Origin of the sequence: Arthrobacter sp. A2-55, from assembly GCF_025548615.1 — a bacterium.
GTDB lineage: Bacteria > Actinomycetota > Actinomycetes > Actinomycetales > Micrococcaceae > Specibacter > Specibacter silviterrae.
Map to the genome: position 1 here is coordinate 20,302 of NZ_JAJLOZ010000050.1, position 14,864 is coordinate 35,165.

Sequence of the window (14,864 nt, forward strand, 5' to 3'; positions counted from 1 at the left end):
AATGGGTGGGTGCCGCCGTCGGGCCCGCCGAAATGGCTTCGTAAAGGCTAGATCGTGACCAGGCCGTGCGCCGTGTCAAAGGTGACGGACATGATGCCCGGCGTGCCGCGGGGCGCGATCCACTCCACCGTCACGTCCTCGAGCGGCTGCTCCACGGGCTCGCCCAGCCACTCGGTGAGGCGTTCGGCGCTGCCGGCAATGGTCAGCGAGGACAGCCGGACCGTTGAGGGGCGGGCCAGGGACGGGTGCAGGGACGGGTCTCCCTCCCACTTGAGCATGTAGGGCACCTGGGGGTCGGCAATGAGGCCCTTGATGCCGATCTGCTGCCAGACCAGTTCGCGGCCGTCGGGGAACTTGCGGTTGCCGGGGACGGCGCTGCGGCCCAGGCGTTCCTCGAAGGGGGTGAGATCATCCACGGCGACGCACCAGCCCATCCAGCCGCCGCCGGCCTGGGAGCGGGCCCGGACGGCCTGGCCAAACGGCGCCTTGTCCGAGGCGGGGTGGTCAAGCACCTCCACGACCTCCAGGTAGTGGTGGTCCAGGAGGGGAATGATCATATTGCGGGTGCCGAAGCGCGGGTGGACTCCGCCACGCACTGCATCGACCCCGAGGGCGGTGGCGATTCGCTCCGTGGTGGCAGCCAATCCATCTGATTCACAGGCGTAAGAAACATGATCCATTCGCATGCGTTCATCTTGGCACTTTGTGATCGGCCGCTCGACTTAGCGTGTCCTAAGCCACATGGGATGTCTGACGGCCACGGCGCGGCCACGGCGCGGCCACGGCGCGGACGCGGCGCGGCCACGGCGCGAACGCGGCGCGAACGCGGCCGCCGTCGTGGGGCAGAATTGGAGGGTGACTGATTCCCAAGCTCCCCTGTCCCTGCCCGACGCCGCCGCCCAGGAGGCCCGCATTGCCGCCGCGATTGCCGCCGAACTGGGCGTGCGGGCCGCGCAGGTCCGCGCCGCCGTGGCCCTGATGGACGACGGCGCCAGCGTCCCGTTCATTGCCCGGTACAGGAAGGAAGCCACGGGGACCCTGGACGACGCCCAGCTGCGCACCTTGGAGGAGCGGCTGCGGTACCTGCGGGAGCTCGAGGCCCGGCGGCGCACCGTGCTGGAGACCATTCACGGGTTGGGAAAGCTAACGCCGGAACTTCGTGTCGCCGTTGAGGCTGCTGCGAGCAAGTCCGACCTTGAGGACCTCTACCTCCCTTACAAGTCCACGCGGAAAACCAAGGCCGACGCCGCCCGCGAAGCCGGGCTGGAGCCCCTGCTGGACTCCCTGTTGGCGAACGCGGCGCTGGCCCCGGCCGTCACCGCGGACGGTTTCCTGAACGCCGGGCACGGCATTGCCACCGCCGACGACGCCCTGGCCGGCGCCCGGGCCATCCTGATCGAGCGCGCCGGGCAGGACGCCGCCCTGGTGGGTGAATTGCGCGAACGGTTGTGGAAAACCGGCCGGCTGCGCTCCTCCGTCAAGGCCGGGAAGGCGTCGGAAGGCGAAAAGTTCAAGGACTACTTTGACTTTGCCCAGCCACCGCACACGCTGCCCAGCCACCGCGTGCTGGCGCTGCTGCGCGGCGAAAAGGAGGGCGTGCTGACCCTGGACCTGGCGGAAACGGACACGCGCGACGCCGACGCTCACGCAGCCGCCCGCGCCCGTTATGAAAGTGCCGTGGCCCACTCCCTGGGCATTGCCGAATCCGGCCGTGCCGCGGACGCCTGGCTCATGACCGGTGCCCGGCTCGCCTGGCGCACCCGCATTCTGACGCGCCTTTCCGTTGACCTGCGCGTGCGCCTGTTCCAAAGCGCCGAAGAGGAATCCGTGCGCGTGTTTGCGGCGAACCTGCGGGACGTGCTGCTGGCGGCACCCGCCGGAAACAAGGCAACCCTCGGCCTGGACCCGGGCCTGCGGACAGGCACCAAGGTGGCCGTGGTGGACGGCACCGGCAAGGTCACCGCCACCGACACCGTTTACCCGCACGCCCCCGCGAAGCGCTGGAACGAGGCCCTGGCAACGCTGGCGGGCCTGGCGGAAAAGCACCAGGTGGAGCTGATCGCCATCGGCAACGGCACGGCCAGCCGGGAAACCGACAAGCTGGCGGCCGAACTAGTTGCCGAATTGAAGCGCCGGAATCCGGGGCGCAAGGTCACCAAGCTGGTGGTGTCCGAGGCCGGCGCCTCCGTCTACTCCGCGTCCGCCCTGGCCGGCGCCGAACTGCCCGGCATGGACGTCTCGCTGCGCGGCGCCGTGTCCATCGCCCGGCGCCTGCAGGACCCCCTCGCCGAGCTGGTGAAGATCGACCCGAAATCCATTGGCGTGGGCCAGTACCAGCACGACCTCACCCCGGCCAAGCTGGAACGCTCGCTGGACGCCGTCGTGGAGGACTGCGTCAACGCCGTGGGCGTGGACCTGAACACGGCGTCGCCCGCGCTCCTGGCGAGGGTGGCCGGCGTCGGGCCCCTGCTCAGTGAAAACATCGTGGCGCACCGCAATGAAAACGGGCCCTTCAGCAAGCGCTCGGAACTGAAAAAGGTGGCGCGGCTGGGCCCCAAGGCCTTTGAGCAGTGTGCCGGATTCCTGCGGATCACCGGGGGAGCGGAGCCCCTGGACGCCTCCAGCGTGCACCCCGAGGCCTACGGCGTGGCGCGCAAAATCCTTGCCGCCGTGGGCGCCGGCAAGGCCGAAATCTCCGGCGGGGTGCCCGCCGTCGCGGCCGTGAACCCGGCGGACTTCGTGGACGGCGCCTTCGGCCTGCCCACCGTGGCGGACATCGTGGCGGAGCTGCAAAAGCCCGGCCGCGACCCCCGCCCCCGCTTCGAAACTGCCACCTTTGCCGACGGCGTTGAAAAGATCACCGATTTGCGCCCCGGCATGATCCTGGAAGGGACGGTGTCCAATGTGGCGGCGTTCGGCGCGTTTGTGGACATCGGCGTGCACCAGGACGGGCTGGTCCACGTCTCCGCCATGAGCAACAGTTTCGTCTCCGACCCCCGGACCGTGGTCAAGTCCGGCCAGGTGGTCCGCGTCAAGGTCCTGGAGGTAGAACCGGAACGCAAGCGGATCTCCCTCACCCTGCGCCTGGATGACCAGCCGGGGGACGCTGCCGCCGGGAAGGGGAAGAACGACGCCGGCTCCCGGACCCCGGCGCGCACCTCGCCGGCCGCCGGGGGCGGCTCCCGCCAGGGTCGGGCAGCGGGGGCCAAGGGCGCGCCGTCACGCACTGCCCCAGCCGCCGCGGCCAAGTCAGCGGCCCCGGCCCCGGCCAACACTGCCATGGCAGAGGCGCTGCGCCGTGCGGGGCTGAAGCCGTAGCATCATCCACTCATTCAGCGCATGGCACCATTTGCGTGATTTGTCCAGCACTTGTTCGGCATAAGTCACAAACCAGTCATATTGTTGCGCCGTGAAGCGCCGGTCTCGCACACTGGATACAGGTCATGAGCGCCAGCGACAAGCCCCGGCTCGCTGGCCGGCAACCCTCCTTCCGCGGTGGGGTGCCCCGGGTGAAGACCAGGTACCGAACCACCCGGTTTCGGTGCAAGCGCGGGCCGCACAATTCCTTCGGCCCATCACGGCGTCCCTGTGGCGCGGATGGGCCGCACTTATTGCAGGCCTCTAGTGTTTAAGGAGCTCCCATGAGCAATGGTTGGTCATTTGAAACCCGTCAGATCCACGTAGGCCAGGAGCCGGACGCCACCACAGGTGCACGCGCCCTCCCCATCTACCAGACCACGTCCTTCGTGTTCCCGTCCACGGAAAGCGCCGCAGCCCGCTTTGCGCTGGCCGAGCTGGAGCCGATCTACACCCGCATCGGCAACCCCACAACCGACGCCGTCGAGCAGCGCGTTGCCAGCCTGGAAGGCGGCGTTGCCGCCCTGCTGCTGTCCTCGGGCCAGGCGGCCACCACCTTCGCCATCCTCAACTTGGCCCAGGCCGGGGACCACATCGTCTCCAGCCCCAGCGTCTACGGCGGCACGTTCAACCTGCTGGCCCACTCGCTGAAGAAGCTCGGCATCGAGGTCACCTTTGTCTCCGACCCCGACAACCTGGACGAATGGCGTGCGGCCGTCAAGCCCAACACCAAGGCCTTCTTCGGCGAGACCGTCTCCAACCCCCGCCAGGACGTGCTGAACCTCGAGGAGATCAGCACCATCGCCCACGAGGCTGGCGTGCCTCTGATCGTGGACAACACGCTCGCCACCCCGTACCTGATCCGCCCCCTCGAGTGGGGTGCCGACATCGTCATCCATTCCGCCACCAAGTACCTCGGCGGCCACGGCACGGCCATCGGCGGCGTGATTGTCGACGGCGGCAAGTTTGACTTCGCCGCGGATCCGGAAAAGTTCCCCGGCTTCAACACCCCTGACGAGACCTACAATGGGCTGGTCTACGCCCGCGACCTCGGCGTCGGCAGCGCCCTGGGCGCCAACCTGGCCTACATCCTCAAGGCCCGCGTGCAGCTGCTGCGCGACCTCGGTTCGGCCATCTCGCCGTTCAATGCCTTCCTCATCGCCCAGGGCATCGAGACGCTGAGCCTGCGCGTGGAGCGCCACGTCAGCAACGCCGTCAAGGTCGCACAGTGGCTGGAAGCGAATGAAAACGTGGAGGCCGTTGCGTACTCAGGAATCCCTTCCAGCCCCTGGTTTGAGCGCGGACGCAAGTACGGCCCCAAGGGGACCGGCGCCATCGTCTCCTTCGACATCAAGGGCGGGCTGGAGGCCGGCAAGCGCTTCGTTGACGGCCTGGAACTGCACTCGCACGTTGCCAACCTCGGAGATGTGCGTTCGCTGGTGATCCACCCTGCCTCCACCACCCACGCCCAGCTCAGCGAGGAACAGCGGCTCGCAGCCGGCGTCCGCCCGGGGCTGGTGCGCCTGTCCGTGGGGCTGGAGGGTGTGGACGACATTATTGCCGACCTTGAAGCAGGTTTCCGCGCAGCAAAATCGTCCGTGAACTAAGTGGCCCATGTGAGTCCAGGTGCAGCGGAGCGGAACGTGTTTACCCCTGACATCGAAACCGGCGGATCCGGGCCGGCGGACAGTTCCTGGCAGGCCGCCGTCGGCCAGGGCGGCGGCCTCCTGCGCTCGGTCGGCATCGGTTCACTGGAACTGGAGGCCGGGGGGTCACTGCCCTCGGTCACCATGGCCTTTGAATGCTGGGGGACGCTGAACGCGGCCGGCAGCAATGCGGTGCTCATCCAGCACGCGCTGACTGGCAGCACGCACGTCAGCCGGGGCGATTCGGAAGAGAACGGCTGGTGGGAGGGCCTGGTCGGCCCCGGCGAGGTGATCGACACCGATCAGTATTTCGTGGTGTGCGCCAACATGCTGGGCGGCTGCTACGGCACCACAGGCCCCTCCAGCATTGCCGGCGACGGCGCCCCGTACGGCTCCCGCTTCCCGTTCGTCACCATCCGCGACTCGGTCCACGCGGAGGCCCGGCTGGCGGACCAGCTGGGCATCACCTCCTGGCACGCCGTCATTGGCGGGTCCATGGGAGGCGCCAGGGCCCTGGAATGGGCAGTGACGTTCCCGGAACGGGTCCGGCGGTGCGCCGTGGTGGCGGCCTGTGCCGCCAGCACGGCCGAGCAAATCGCGTTCGCCCAGGCCCAGGTCCTTGCCATCCGCCAGGACCCCAACTTCGCCAACGGGGACTACTACGACGGCGCGGCGCCCACCTTGGGCCTGGGCCTGGCGCGGCGGATTGCCCACATCACCTACCGTTCCGAGGCCGAGATGGGGACGCGGTTTGGCCGCAATTCCCAGGCCGGGGAAAACCCCATCAGCCACGGCCGGCTGCGCACGGACGGCGGGAGCCCGGTGCAGGAGCGGTACCAGGTGGAAAGCTACCTGGACCACCAGGCACGCAAGCTGGTGGGCCGCTTCGACGCCAACAGCTACATTGTCATCACCGAGGCCCTCATGAGCCACGACGTCGGGCGCGGGCGCGGCACACTGGAGGAGGCGCTGGCGCGGACGGCCGGCGTCGAATTCCTGGTGGCCGCCGTCAACAGCGACAGGCTGTATTTCCCGGCCCAATCCGAGGAACTGGCGGCGGCGCTGCCCGGCAGCGTTGAAGTGCGCCGGATCGACTCGGCCATTGGCCACGACGGCTTCCTCACCGAGGTGGGGGCCGTGGGCGAATTGCTGCGGGAGCAGTTCTTCACCGATTAGCGTTCCAGTGTCGCGGCGCCTCGGGACCGTCGATCAGAAGTTGCGGAAAATGGCTTCCCTATGGGCGGCGTACTGTTCGGCGGTCACCTGGCCGGCGCGGCGGGCGGCGTCCAGGGCGTCCAGCTGCCGCTTGAGTTCAGCCTCGGCCTTCATGCGCTCGTTGGCGAAACCGGTGGTTTGCTGGCCGTGCGCGGCATCGTAGTTCTTCATGGGCACACCGTTGAGCAACGTTCCAATATAAGCGGCCGGCGCCGCCTGGTGGGCGATGCCCTGCTGCCCGGGGCGGCTAGACTGCCCGGGGCGTCCGGCTTGGGCCGGGCGGACGGGTTGGGCTGCATAGGGTGAGGCGTTCCGGGCGCGCTTCTTGCGGCTGGCAGCCTTGGCAAAATTGGCCAGCAGCACTACGGCGATGATGACGAAAACAAGGAAGGGCTGCAGGGAAAAGGATCCGGACTGCGAAGCGGCCACGTCTCCGGCCACCACTGGGTCGAGCAATGTCAGCACAACGCACCTCTTCACGAAGACAGGGCGCGGAATATTCGCGCTTCCATCCATCCTAGTCGGCTTGCCTGCCGTCATACCGGGCAATGCCGCCGAGGGGTCCCCTGGCCCGGCCAGCATCACTGTCTTGGTCCGGGATGGGGCAGAGTGCGCGGCGCGGGGGTCGGGGCGGCTCCGCCGGACGGTTCGCAAACTTTCCTGTGGGGCAGAACCCAGCTCGAGTTCTGCCCCCGGTGCACCCGGGGCAAAACTCAGCATGGGTTCTGCCCCAGCGGGAAGTCCAGCATGGCCAGTGTAGGCGGGTGGAGCATGGCCAGTGCCGGGGGCGGTCAAGCACATCACGCGCAGGGACGGTGCAGCATGACACGCGCACAGAAAGGTGCTTCGCCCAGCCCAGCACCGAGTGACGCTCCATCACCTTTCGGGGTGTTTTTGCCAACCCTCCCTCATAAACTGCGGCACGGTGCGCAGGAGGTGCCCCGGTTGGGACCGAGCGTCGGGGAAAAGAGCGCAGAAAGTGATGCCGCGTCGAGGAAAAGATCGCAAAAAGTGATGGAGCGTCGGGGGGAAACTCACGGGGGATTCGGAGGGAGTTCGGACCCGGCACCCAACGGCACCGCTTAATGTGGCCCCATGTCGCAGGTCCAGGCACCTCAGCCGGCTGGGGACAGCGTCCTGCGGTCGCCCCCGCCGTTGGTGGACGCTGACCATAGTGGCCCCGGCCCAACTCATGGTTGCCCTGGACTCCACCGTCGCCAACATCGCACTCCCGTCCGCCCAGCACGACCTCGGCTTTTCCAGCGGCGAACGGCAGTGGGTCATCACCGCGTACTCGCTTGCCTTCGGCAGCCCGCTGCTGCTCGGCGGCCAGCTCTCGGACGTCGTGGGTCCTAAACGCACATTCATGGCCGGGCTGCTCTTCCGGCGCCGGGGCCCGCAACCAGGCCTAAGCCCCGGCCCCGCCCGGCATTCCGGGCCCGAACACCGGGCCGGGCGTGGGCCGTTTCGGTGAGATGCCATCGCCGGATGACTGGTGGCGCAGGCGGCGCAGCACCCAGGGAACCAGGTATTCGCGGGCCCAGACCAGGTCCTCGGCACGGGCCGCCTGCCACTTTTGCGTGGGGAGGGGTTCCGGGCGCTGGGGCAGCAGCTGGTGGGGAACGTTCAGGGCGTCCAGGGCCATGATGGCGATGGTGTGGTGGCCCAGCGGGGCGAAGTGAAGTCGGTCCGCGGACCACATTTGCGGGTTCGTGAGGGCCCGCAGGGACCACATGTCCGCGATCACGGCGTCGTGCCGGGCGGCGACGGTGCGCAGGTTTTCGTTATAGATGGCCACCCGGCCGCGCACCATGCCCAGTACAGGGGTGTCGCGGATGTCGGGCCCGTTGAAGAGCAGCACGGTGGCCCCGGCTGCGGACATCGCACCGACGGCGGCGTCGAGCTTTTCGGCCAGGGCGTCCGGATCGGAACCTGGCCGGATAAGGTCGTTGCCGCCGGCGGAAATGCTGATCAAATCCGGCTTGAGGGCCAGGGCCGGCTCCAGTTGTTCGGCCAGGATCTGGGTCAGGAGGCGCCCGCGAATGGCCAGGTTGGCGTAGCGGAAATCGTCCCTGTCCCGGCTCAATTCCTCCGCGAGCCTGTCCGCCCAGCCGCGATGCCCGCCGGGGCTGTGGGGCTCGGGATCGCCTATGCCCTCGGTAAAGGAGTCGCCCATGGCCACATAGCGGTTCCAGGGGTGGCGGGCGATGACTGCCGTGCCCGCAGCTTCGATATTTTCAGATGCCGTTGAATCACTCACCCTCCCATCCTGCACTTTGACCACGTGGTTGCGCCACCTTGCGCCACCTTGCGGTTCCGCCAGGCCGGTTCGAAAGGGGCCGGGCCGGCATGGAAAGATGGGGCGCATGATTGATTCCCCCACCGTCATTTGGTCCCGCCCCGCCGATCAGCGCGCCGGAACGCCCCTCCTTGTCATGTTCCACGGCTACGGCGCCGATGAGGAGGACCTCTTTGGCCTGTCCGCCCAGCTGCCGGCAGAATTCACGGTGGCCTCCGTCCGCGCCACGCAGCAGGCCGGACCGGGCTACGCCTGGTTCCCGCTGAGCAATGACCTCTCCTACACCCTGGACGGCGTCACCGAAGCGGCCGCCGACGTCGAGCAGTGGCTGGATTCAGTGCGCCAGGAGCATTCCTCCGTCACCCTGCTGGGCTTTTCGCAGGGCATGTGCATGGCCACCAGTCTCCTGCGGCACCGGCCCGCGGACTACGCCGCCGTCGTCGGGCTTTCTGGTTTTGTAGTGGAAGCGGACGGGAATCCGTGGTTTGACGATGCCGCCACGGCTGCTGCCAGGCCCGATATCTTTTGGGGGCGCGACCAGGCCGACCCGGTCATTCCGCAGACGTCCGTTGAATACACCAACACGTGGCTGCGCGCCCACACCAAGCTCACAAAGGTGCTGTACACGGGGATTTGGCACGGCATCAACGCCCAGGAAATGGTGCACGTGGGCGAGTTCCTCCAGCTGAAGGTGCTCAACGCCGGGTAAGCACGACGCCGGCACCCGGCCTGCGCGTTCGGCTTCCGTTGCGCTGTGGCAGGGTTGGGCGGGACGGGTTGCTCAGGCCCCGGTGGTGATGCGGACGGTTTCGCCGTTGACGCTCACGGTGTCTCCGTGGTGCAGCTGGCGCCCGCGGCGCTCATCGATCTCGCCGTTGACCTTGACCAGGCCGTTCTTGATGAGCTCGGCCGCCTCCACGCCGTCCTCCACCAGGCTGGCCAGCTTGAGCAGCTGTCCCAGGCGGATCATGTCGTCGCGGATGGGGATGTCAATGATCTCGTGTGAACTCATGGGTCAATTGTGCCGCACTGCTGGCTGCCGCAGACACGGCCGGAACCGAGCCAGACCATCGGCGAAATTCCGGCAGGGTTTTGGAACGTCGAGGGGCGCAATCAAGTGCTGCGGCGCTACGGTTGAAAGCAATACAGCAGCGACATTAATACCCGAGGAGTGCCACCCATGCCGACAACCGGCGCATTGATTGTCAGCGGCTACACCGAGGCGGGCTACGGAGCCGGGCCCGGCGTGCAGCGCTTTGCCCTGCAGGACGACGGCACCGTGGGGGAGCGGACCGCGGAGGCAGCCGGAGTCCGCAATCCGTCATTCCTGGCCGGCGCCGGCGGGGTGCTGCTTGCCGTCGAGGAGCTGAAAGACGGCACGGTCGCCGCCCTTGATCCCGAAACGCTTGCGGTCCTGGGGCGGGCATCCACCGGCGGGGCCGACCCCTGCCACGTGATCCACCTGGGCGGGAGTGTCTGGGTGGCCAACTATTCGTCCGGAACGGCTGCGGTGCTGCCGCTGGCCGCGGTGCTGGAAGGGGCCCAGCCAGGCGCCCTGCCCGGCACTGAGCCAGGCACTGAGCTAGGCACTGAGCCCGGCGCCGCACGGCCGGAGCTGCTCAGCCACCCTGGTTCCGGGCCCGTCACCGGACGGCAGGGGGAGTCCCACGCGCACCAGGTGACGGCCACGCCGTGGGGCACAGTGCTCGTGTCGGACCTGGGGGCCGACAGGGTGGACGTCTACTTTGCGGATTCGCGCGTGCTGGCTGACTCTGCGGAACTGCCGCCGGGCACTGGGCCCCGCCACGTGTCGCTGAAGCGCGGATTCATGTTCGTGGCGGGTGAACTGGACGGACACCTGCACGTGCTCCGACGTGCGGAAATGGCACCGGGCAAGGGGACGGGACACTTCTGGCGGTGGCTGTTCAAGGTGCCCCTTGCGCCGACCGAAGGGGAGATTGGACTGGCCAAGGAGTTCTTCCCTTCCCACATCCAGCTCTCGGAGGACGGCACCAAGCTCTACGCCGCCGTCCGCGGGCCCAACACGCTGGTGGTGCTGGACGTTTCGGGCGTGGAAGGGGATTCGCCCCGGCCGCCGGTATTTCTCAACCTCGTGCCCTCAGGCGGCAACTGGCCCCGTCACTTCGCCGTGGCGAACCACAAGATCTACGTGGCCAACCAGCTCTCCAACAATGTTGCCGTCTTCGACCTCGACGAAAACGGCCTGCCCGGTGCCGAACCGGTCCAAACAGTGGCATTCGGCAGCCCTACCTGCGTCGTGCTTGCCTGACCCCTGCCCAAGGTGAGCAGGCGGCGCAAGCCGGGGGCCGGCGTCGTACATCATCCGCCGGCCAACTTCTCTGTGGGGCAAAACCCGCGGTGGGTTGTGCCCCGGGTGCACCGGGGGCAAAACTCGGGCTGGGTTTGGCCCCAGGGAGAAGAACAGGTGCGGGACTCACGCCGGGTTCACCGCCCGCCGGAGCAATTCCTGCCCCGCGCCACAGACCGGTAGGCTAGTCCACGGACGGACCGCACCCAGCGGCCTCGTAATTATTAGGAGTACTCTGTGGCCCCCCAATCCAAGCTTGACCAGGTCATTTCCCTCGCGAAGCGCCGCGGCTTTGTGTTCCAGGCCGGTGAGATTTACGGTGGATCGCGGTCGGCCTGGGATTACGGCCCCCTCGGCGTGGAGCTGAAGGAAAACATCAAGCGCGAATGGTGGCAGTCGTTTGTGCGGGGCCGCGAGGACATGGTGGGCCTGGACTCCTCCATCATCCTGCCCAAGGCCGTGTGGGAGGCATCCGGCCACGTGGAAACCTTCACCGACCCGCTGGTGGAGTGCACCCAGTGCCACAAGCGCCACCGCCAGGACCACCTCATCGAGGCGTACGAGGCAAAGAAGAAGCGCCCGCCCGAGAACGGCATGGATGACATTGTGTGCCCCGACTGCGGCACCAAGGGCCAGTGGACTGAGCCCCAGCTGTTCTCCGGCCTGGTCAAGACGTACCTTGGCCCGGTGGATGCCGCCGCAGGGCTGTTTTACCTGCGCCCGGAAACCGCCCAGGGCATTTTCGTGAACTTCAACAACGTGCTCACCACCTCCCGGAAGAAGCCCCCGTTCGGAATTGGCCAGATCGGCAAGGCGTTCCGAAACGAGATCACCCCCGGTAACTTCATCTTCCGCACGCGTGAATTTGAGCAGATGGAAATTGAGTTCTTTGTGCCCGGCGAGGACGCTGAGAAGTGGTTCAAGGAATGGGTCGAGCTGTGCTGGGACTGGTTCGTGGACCTGGGGATCAACCCGGAAAACATGCGCCGCTTTGACGTCCCCGAGGACGAGCGCGCCCACTACTCCGCCGGCACCATTGACTTTGAATACCAGTTCGGCTTCAAGGGCTCGGGCTGGGGCGAGCTCATGGGCGTTGCAAACCGCACCGACTATGACTTGAGCTCCCACACGAAGGGTTCGGGCACCGAACTGAACTACTTCAACCAGGCCACGGGCGAACGCTTCACCCCCTACGTCATTGAGCCTTCCTTTGGCCTGACCCGCTCCATGATGGCGTTCCTGGTGGATGCCTATGTTGAGGACGAAGCCCCCAATGCCAAGGGCGGCGTGGACAAGCGCACCGTCCTCAAGCTGGACCCGCGCCTGGCCCCCGTCAAGGCCGCAGTGCTCCCGCTCTCCCGCAACGAGGAGCTCTCGCCCAAGGCCAAGGACCTCGCCAACCAGCTGCGCAAGCACTGGAACATCGAGTTCGACGACGCCGGCGCCATCGGCCGCCGCTACCGCCGCCAGGATGAAATCGGCACCCCGTTCTGCATCACTGTCGACTTCGACACGCTCGAGGACAACGCCGTGACCATCCGCGAGCGCGACACCATGAGCCAGGAGCGCGTTTCCCTCGACAAGGTCCAGGCGTACCTGGCTTCCCGCCTCCTGGGTGCCTAGGAATGGCTGAACTTTCCTTCCGGCCGTGGCGCGACGGCGACGATCTTGCCCTGCGGGAAATCTGGGGCGACGCCGAGTCCGCTGCGGCCGGGGCGTTCCGCGCCGCGCTGGCACCGGAATCCGACCGTGGCCCGTGGCGGCGCACCATTGTGGCCGAGGACCAGGGCATCCCGGTTGCGGCCGCCGTGGTGTATTCCACCACGCTGCACCCGGCGCGCCTGTGGGCCTACGTGGAAGTTGCCACGGACCACCGCCGCGCCGGCGTGGGCGCCACCCTGCTGACCATGCTGCGCGCTGAAGCGGCCGCCGCTGTTGCCTCCGGCCTGGCAGGCACGACGGCGTTGCGCACCAAGGTTGCCCCCGGCACCTCAGGCGCCAGCTTTGCGTCAGCGATGGGGTTGGCTAGGCTGCAGCGGAACAGGGTGGTGGAAGTGGGCCCGGGCGCGCTGAAGCTGCCGGTGTTCGGCTCCGGCACCGAAGAGGAGGCCACCGCACGCGTGCAGGATTTGGCCACCGGTTCGGTGGAGCTGACCGACATTGTGGGCCGCTACTACGAGGCTGTGAACCAGTGGGACCCCACCGGCACGCTGTCCCCGGGCACGGTGCAGCGGATGTTCCTGGACGACCTCACGGGCGCCCACGGGGCCCTGGTGCTCCGCGCCGAACCCGCCAGCGCGTTCGGTTCTGATGTGCAGCCCAGCAGGAAGGGGCGCATCGAGGCGTTTGCCGTCAGCTACTCCCAGGGGCATGTGGTGCCCGGGGAGCCTGATGCACCGGCCCAGGCGTCCGAGGTTTTCCTCGGCGTGGAGCCCTCGTTGGGGCATGACGCTGCAGTGCAGGCCGTCTACGACCTCCTGGCGCTGATCACCCACCAGTACCCGGTACTGCTGGAGCTGGACGACTCCATGGAGGCCCTGGCCGCCGTGGTCAACCCCATGATCGAGGTGGGAGCAGCCAAGGTTCGCGGCGACGAAACGTTCGTGGTCGGAGAGTAGCCCGCCCCCGTTGAGGAGTGAGAACACTACCTCCCCGCTGCCTAGCCGAAGGATCTTGACAGCCATGGGCCACACCCATTCACACGGTGACGACTCCCTGTTGAACCGCTCCGAGCTGCGGCGGCGCCAGGGGGTCCGCCGTCGGGCCGTAGTGCTGCTGGGGTGGATCCTCATCCCGCTGGCAGTCCTGACGGTGGCCGCAATGGTGATGCTGTGGCCCGGCGGCGGCACCTCCGCGCCCTCGGCAGGAAATCCTTATGCGGTGGCGCCCGGCGCCTCGTTCGCCACCGGCACGGTGCAGCGGACCGTTGCGGAAGACTGCCCGGGCGCAGCGGGCCAAAAGTGCCTGACGGCGTACGCGGCCGTCAAGGGCGGCGCCGCGGTCCCCGTCATGGTCACCCCGGACATTGTCCAAGCCCGCGGCGTGAAGGCGGGCGAGGAAATCCGGTACCTCAAGCTGCCCCAAGCCTCTGCGGGCGTGGCGCCCATGGGCCCGCAATATGTGTTCATCGACTTTGTCCGCACGGTGCCGCTGGGCCTGCTGGCCTTCCTCTACGCCGTGGTGGTGGTGGCTGTGGCCAGGTGGCGGGGGCTCCGGGCCATGCTGGGGCTGGGCGGCGCCTTTGCCGTGCTGGCGTGGTTCATCCTGCCGGCCCTGGCTGAAGGGAAACCTCCCCTCCTGATTGCTGTGGTCGGGTCGTCCGCGATCATGTTTGGCGTGCTGTACTTCGCCCACGGCTTTTCCGCCCGCACGTCCACGGCCCTTTTGGGCACCCTATTCGGTTTAGGGGCGACGGCGGCACTGGCCGGCTGGGCCGTTGATGCGGCCGCGCTGACCGGAACCAAGGGCGACAACGCCTACCAGCTGTTGAGCCTGACGAACGGCATGTCGCTCTCGGGAATGATCCTGTGCGGGCTCACCATCTCGGGGCTGGGCGTGCTCAACGACGTCACCATCACCCAGTCGTCCGCAGTGTGGGAACTGTACGAACTGGCCCCACGGACTGGCGCGCGGGAATTGTTCACCTCCGCCATGCGCATTGGCCGGGACCACATCGCCTCCACCGTCTACACCATCGCGTTTGCCTATGCGGGCGGGGCGCTGCCGGTGCTGCTGATTGTTTCCCTGTATGACCGACCGCTCATCGACGCACTCACCAGTGCGGAACTGGCCGAGGAAGTGGTCCGCATCCTGGTCGGTTCCATTGGCCTGGTCCTGGCCATTCCGGTCACGACGGCGGTGGCGGTCGCCGTCGTCAAGGCCACTGGCAGAAGCACCGAACCCCACCCCGCTTAAACCGACGCTCGGTTGCAATCGGGGCACTTTTACGGAACGCTTCCGCACAATTGCAACCGAGGGTCGGGGAAAACACCCCTGTTTGCAACCGAGGGTCGGAGAA

At 67.5% G+C, this 14,864-nt stretch carries 13 protein-coding genes and 1 riboswitch; of the genes, 9 read left to right on the top strand and 4 right to left on the bottom strand.

From position 1 onward, the window contains the following. Positions 1–47: 47 nt before the first annotated feature. Positions 48–686, bottom strand: a complete 639-nt coding sequence (locus LPN03_RS13890) for a VOC family protein (protein WP_262454677.1) — start codon at positions 684–686, stop codon at positions 48–50. A 169-nt stretch (positions 687–855) separates the two neighbouring features. On the opposite strand from LPN03_RS13890, the gene LPN03_RS13895 reads away from it, so the two are divergent. The 3 genes from LPN03_RS13895 (at position 856) to LPN03_RS13905 (ending at position 6,179) form a co-directional block, all read left to right on the top strand. Then, positions 856–3,318, top strand: coding sequence for a Tex family protein (locus LPN03_RS13895; protein ID WP_306987441.1), 2,463 nt, complete (start codon positions 856–858; stop codon positions 3,316–3,318). Positions 3,319–3,439: 121 nt separating this feature from the next. After that, positions 3,440–3,556, top strand: a riboswitch (SAM riboswitch). A gap of 85 nt (positions 3,557–3,641) precedes the next feature. Further along, on the top strand, positions 3,642–4,964 hold the full coding sequence (locus tag LPN03_RS13900; protein WP_165180121.1) for a bifunctional o-acetylhomoserine/o-acetylserine sulfhydrylase: 1,323 nt from the start codon (positions 3,642–3,644) through the stop codon (positions 4,962–4,964). A 120-nt stretch (positions 4,965–5,084) separates the two neighbouring features. Further along, on the top strand, positions 5,085–6,179 hold the full coding sequence (locus LPN03_RS13905) for a homoserine O-acetyltransferase MetX (RefSeq protein WP_262454688.1): 1,095 nt from the start codon (positions 5,085–5,087) through the stop codon (positions 6,177–6,179). A 33-nt stretch (positions 6,180–6,212) separates the two neighbouring features. Here LPN03_RS13905 and LPN03_RS13910 read toward each other — a convergent pair whose 3' ends face one another. After that, positions 6,213–6,698, bottom strand: coding sequence for a hypothetical protein (locus LPN03_RS13910; RefSeq protein WP_262454678.1), 486 nt, complete (start codon positions 6,696–6,698; stop codon positions 6,213–6,215). A gap of 694 nt (positions 6,699–7,392) precedes the next feature. Between LPN03_RS13910 and LPN03_RS13915 the strand changes: the two genes are divergently transcribed. Beyond that, positions 7,393–7,692 (top strand): MFS transporter, encoded by a 300-nt coding sequence (locus LPN03_RS13915; protein ID WP_262454679.1) that lies wholly within the window; start codon positions 7,393–7,395, stop codon positions 7,690–7,692. Here LPN03_RS13915 and LPN03_RS13920 read toward each other — a convergent pair. Next, positions 7,627–8,478 (bottom strand): SGNH/GDSL hydrolase family protein, encoded by an 852-nt coding sequence (locus LPN03_RS13920; RefSeq protein ID WP_262454680.1) that lies wholly within the window; start codon positions 8,476–8,478, stop codon positions 7,627–7,629. The genes LPN03_RS13915 and LPN03_RS13920 overlap by 66 nt on opposite strands. Positions 8,479–8,584: 106 nt before the next feature. Between LPN03_RS13920 and LPN03_RS13925 the strand changes: the two genes are divergently transcribed. Further along, the gene (locus LPN03_RS13925; RefSeq protein WP_262454681.1) at positions 8,585–9,226 is read left to right on the top strand and encodes an alpha/beta hydrolase; all 642 of its coding nucleotides are present in this window, start codon (positions 8,585–8,587) and stop codon (positions 9,224–9,226) included. A gap of 72 nt (positions 9,227–9,298) precedes the next feature. On the opposite strand, the gene LPN03_RS13930 is transcribed toward LPN03_RS13925, so the two are convergent. Next, on the bottom strand, positions 9,299–9,529 hold the full coding sequence (locus tag LPN03_RS13930) for an RNA-binding S4 domain-containing protein (protein ID WP_165180117.1): 231 nt from the start codon (positions 9,527–9,529) through the stop codon (positions 9,299–9,301). A 168-nt stretch (positions 9,530–9,697) separates the two neighbouring features. On the opposite strand from LPN03_RS13930, the gene LPN03_RS13935 reads away from it, so the two are divergent. The 4 genes from LPN03_RS13935 to LPN03_RS13950 all read left to right on the top strand — a co-directional run bounded on the left by LPN03_RS13935 (position 9,698) and on the right by LPN03_RS13950 (position 14,761). Next, positions 9,698–10,807, top strand: a complete 1,110-nt coding sequence (locus LPN03_RS13935) for a lactonase family protein (protein ID WP_262454682.1) — start codon at positions 9,698–9,700, stop codon at positions 10,805–10,807. A 276-nt stretch (positions 10,808–11,083) separates the two neighbouring features. Beyond that, positions 11,084–12,469 (top strand): glycine--tRNA ligase, encoded by a 1,386-nt coding sequence (locus tag LPN03_RS13940; protein ID WP_262454684.1) that lies wholly within the window; start codon positions 11,084–11,086, stop codon positions 12,467–12,469. Between the two features lie 2 nt (positions 12,470–12,471). Continuing rightward, a complete protein-coding gene (locus LPN03_RS13945) occupies positions 12,472–13,464 on the top strand; it encodes a GNAT family N-acetyltransferase (protein WP_262454685.1) in 993 nt (330 codons plus the stop codon). A gap of 64 nt (positions 13,465–13,528) precedes the next feature. Continuing rightward, positions 13,529–14,761: a YibE/F family protein gene (locus LPN03_RS13950; RefSeq protein WP_262454686.1), complete on the top strand. Its 1,233-nt coding sequence runs from the start codon at positions 13,529–13,531 to the stop codon at positions 14,759–14,761. The last annotated feature ends 103 nt before the right edge of the window (positions 14,762–14,864 follow it).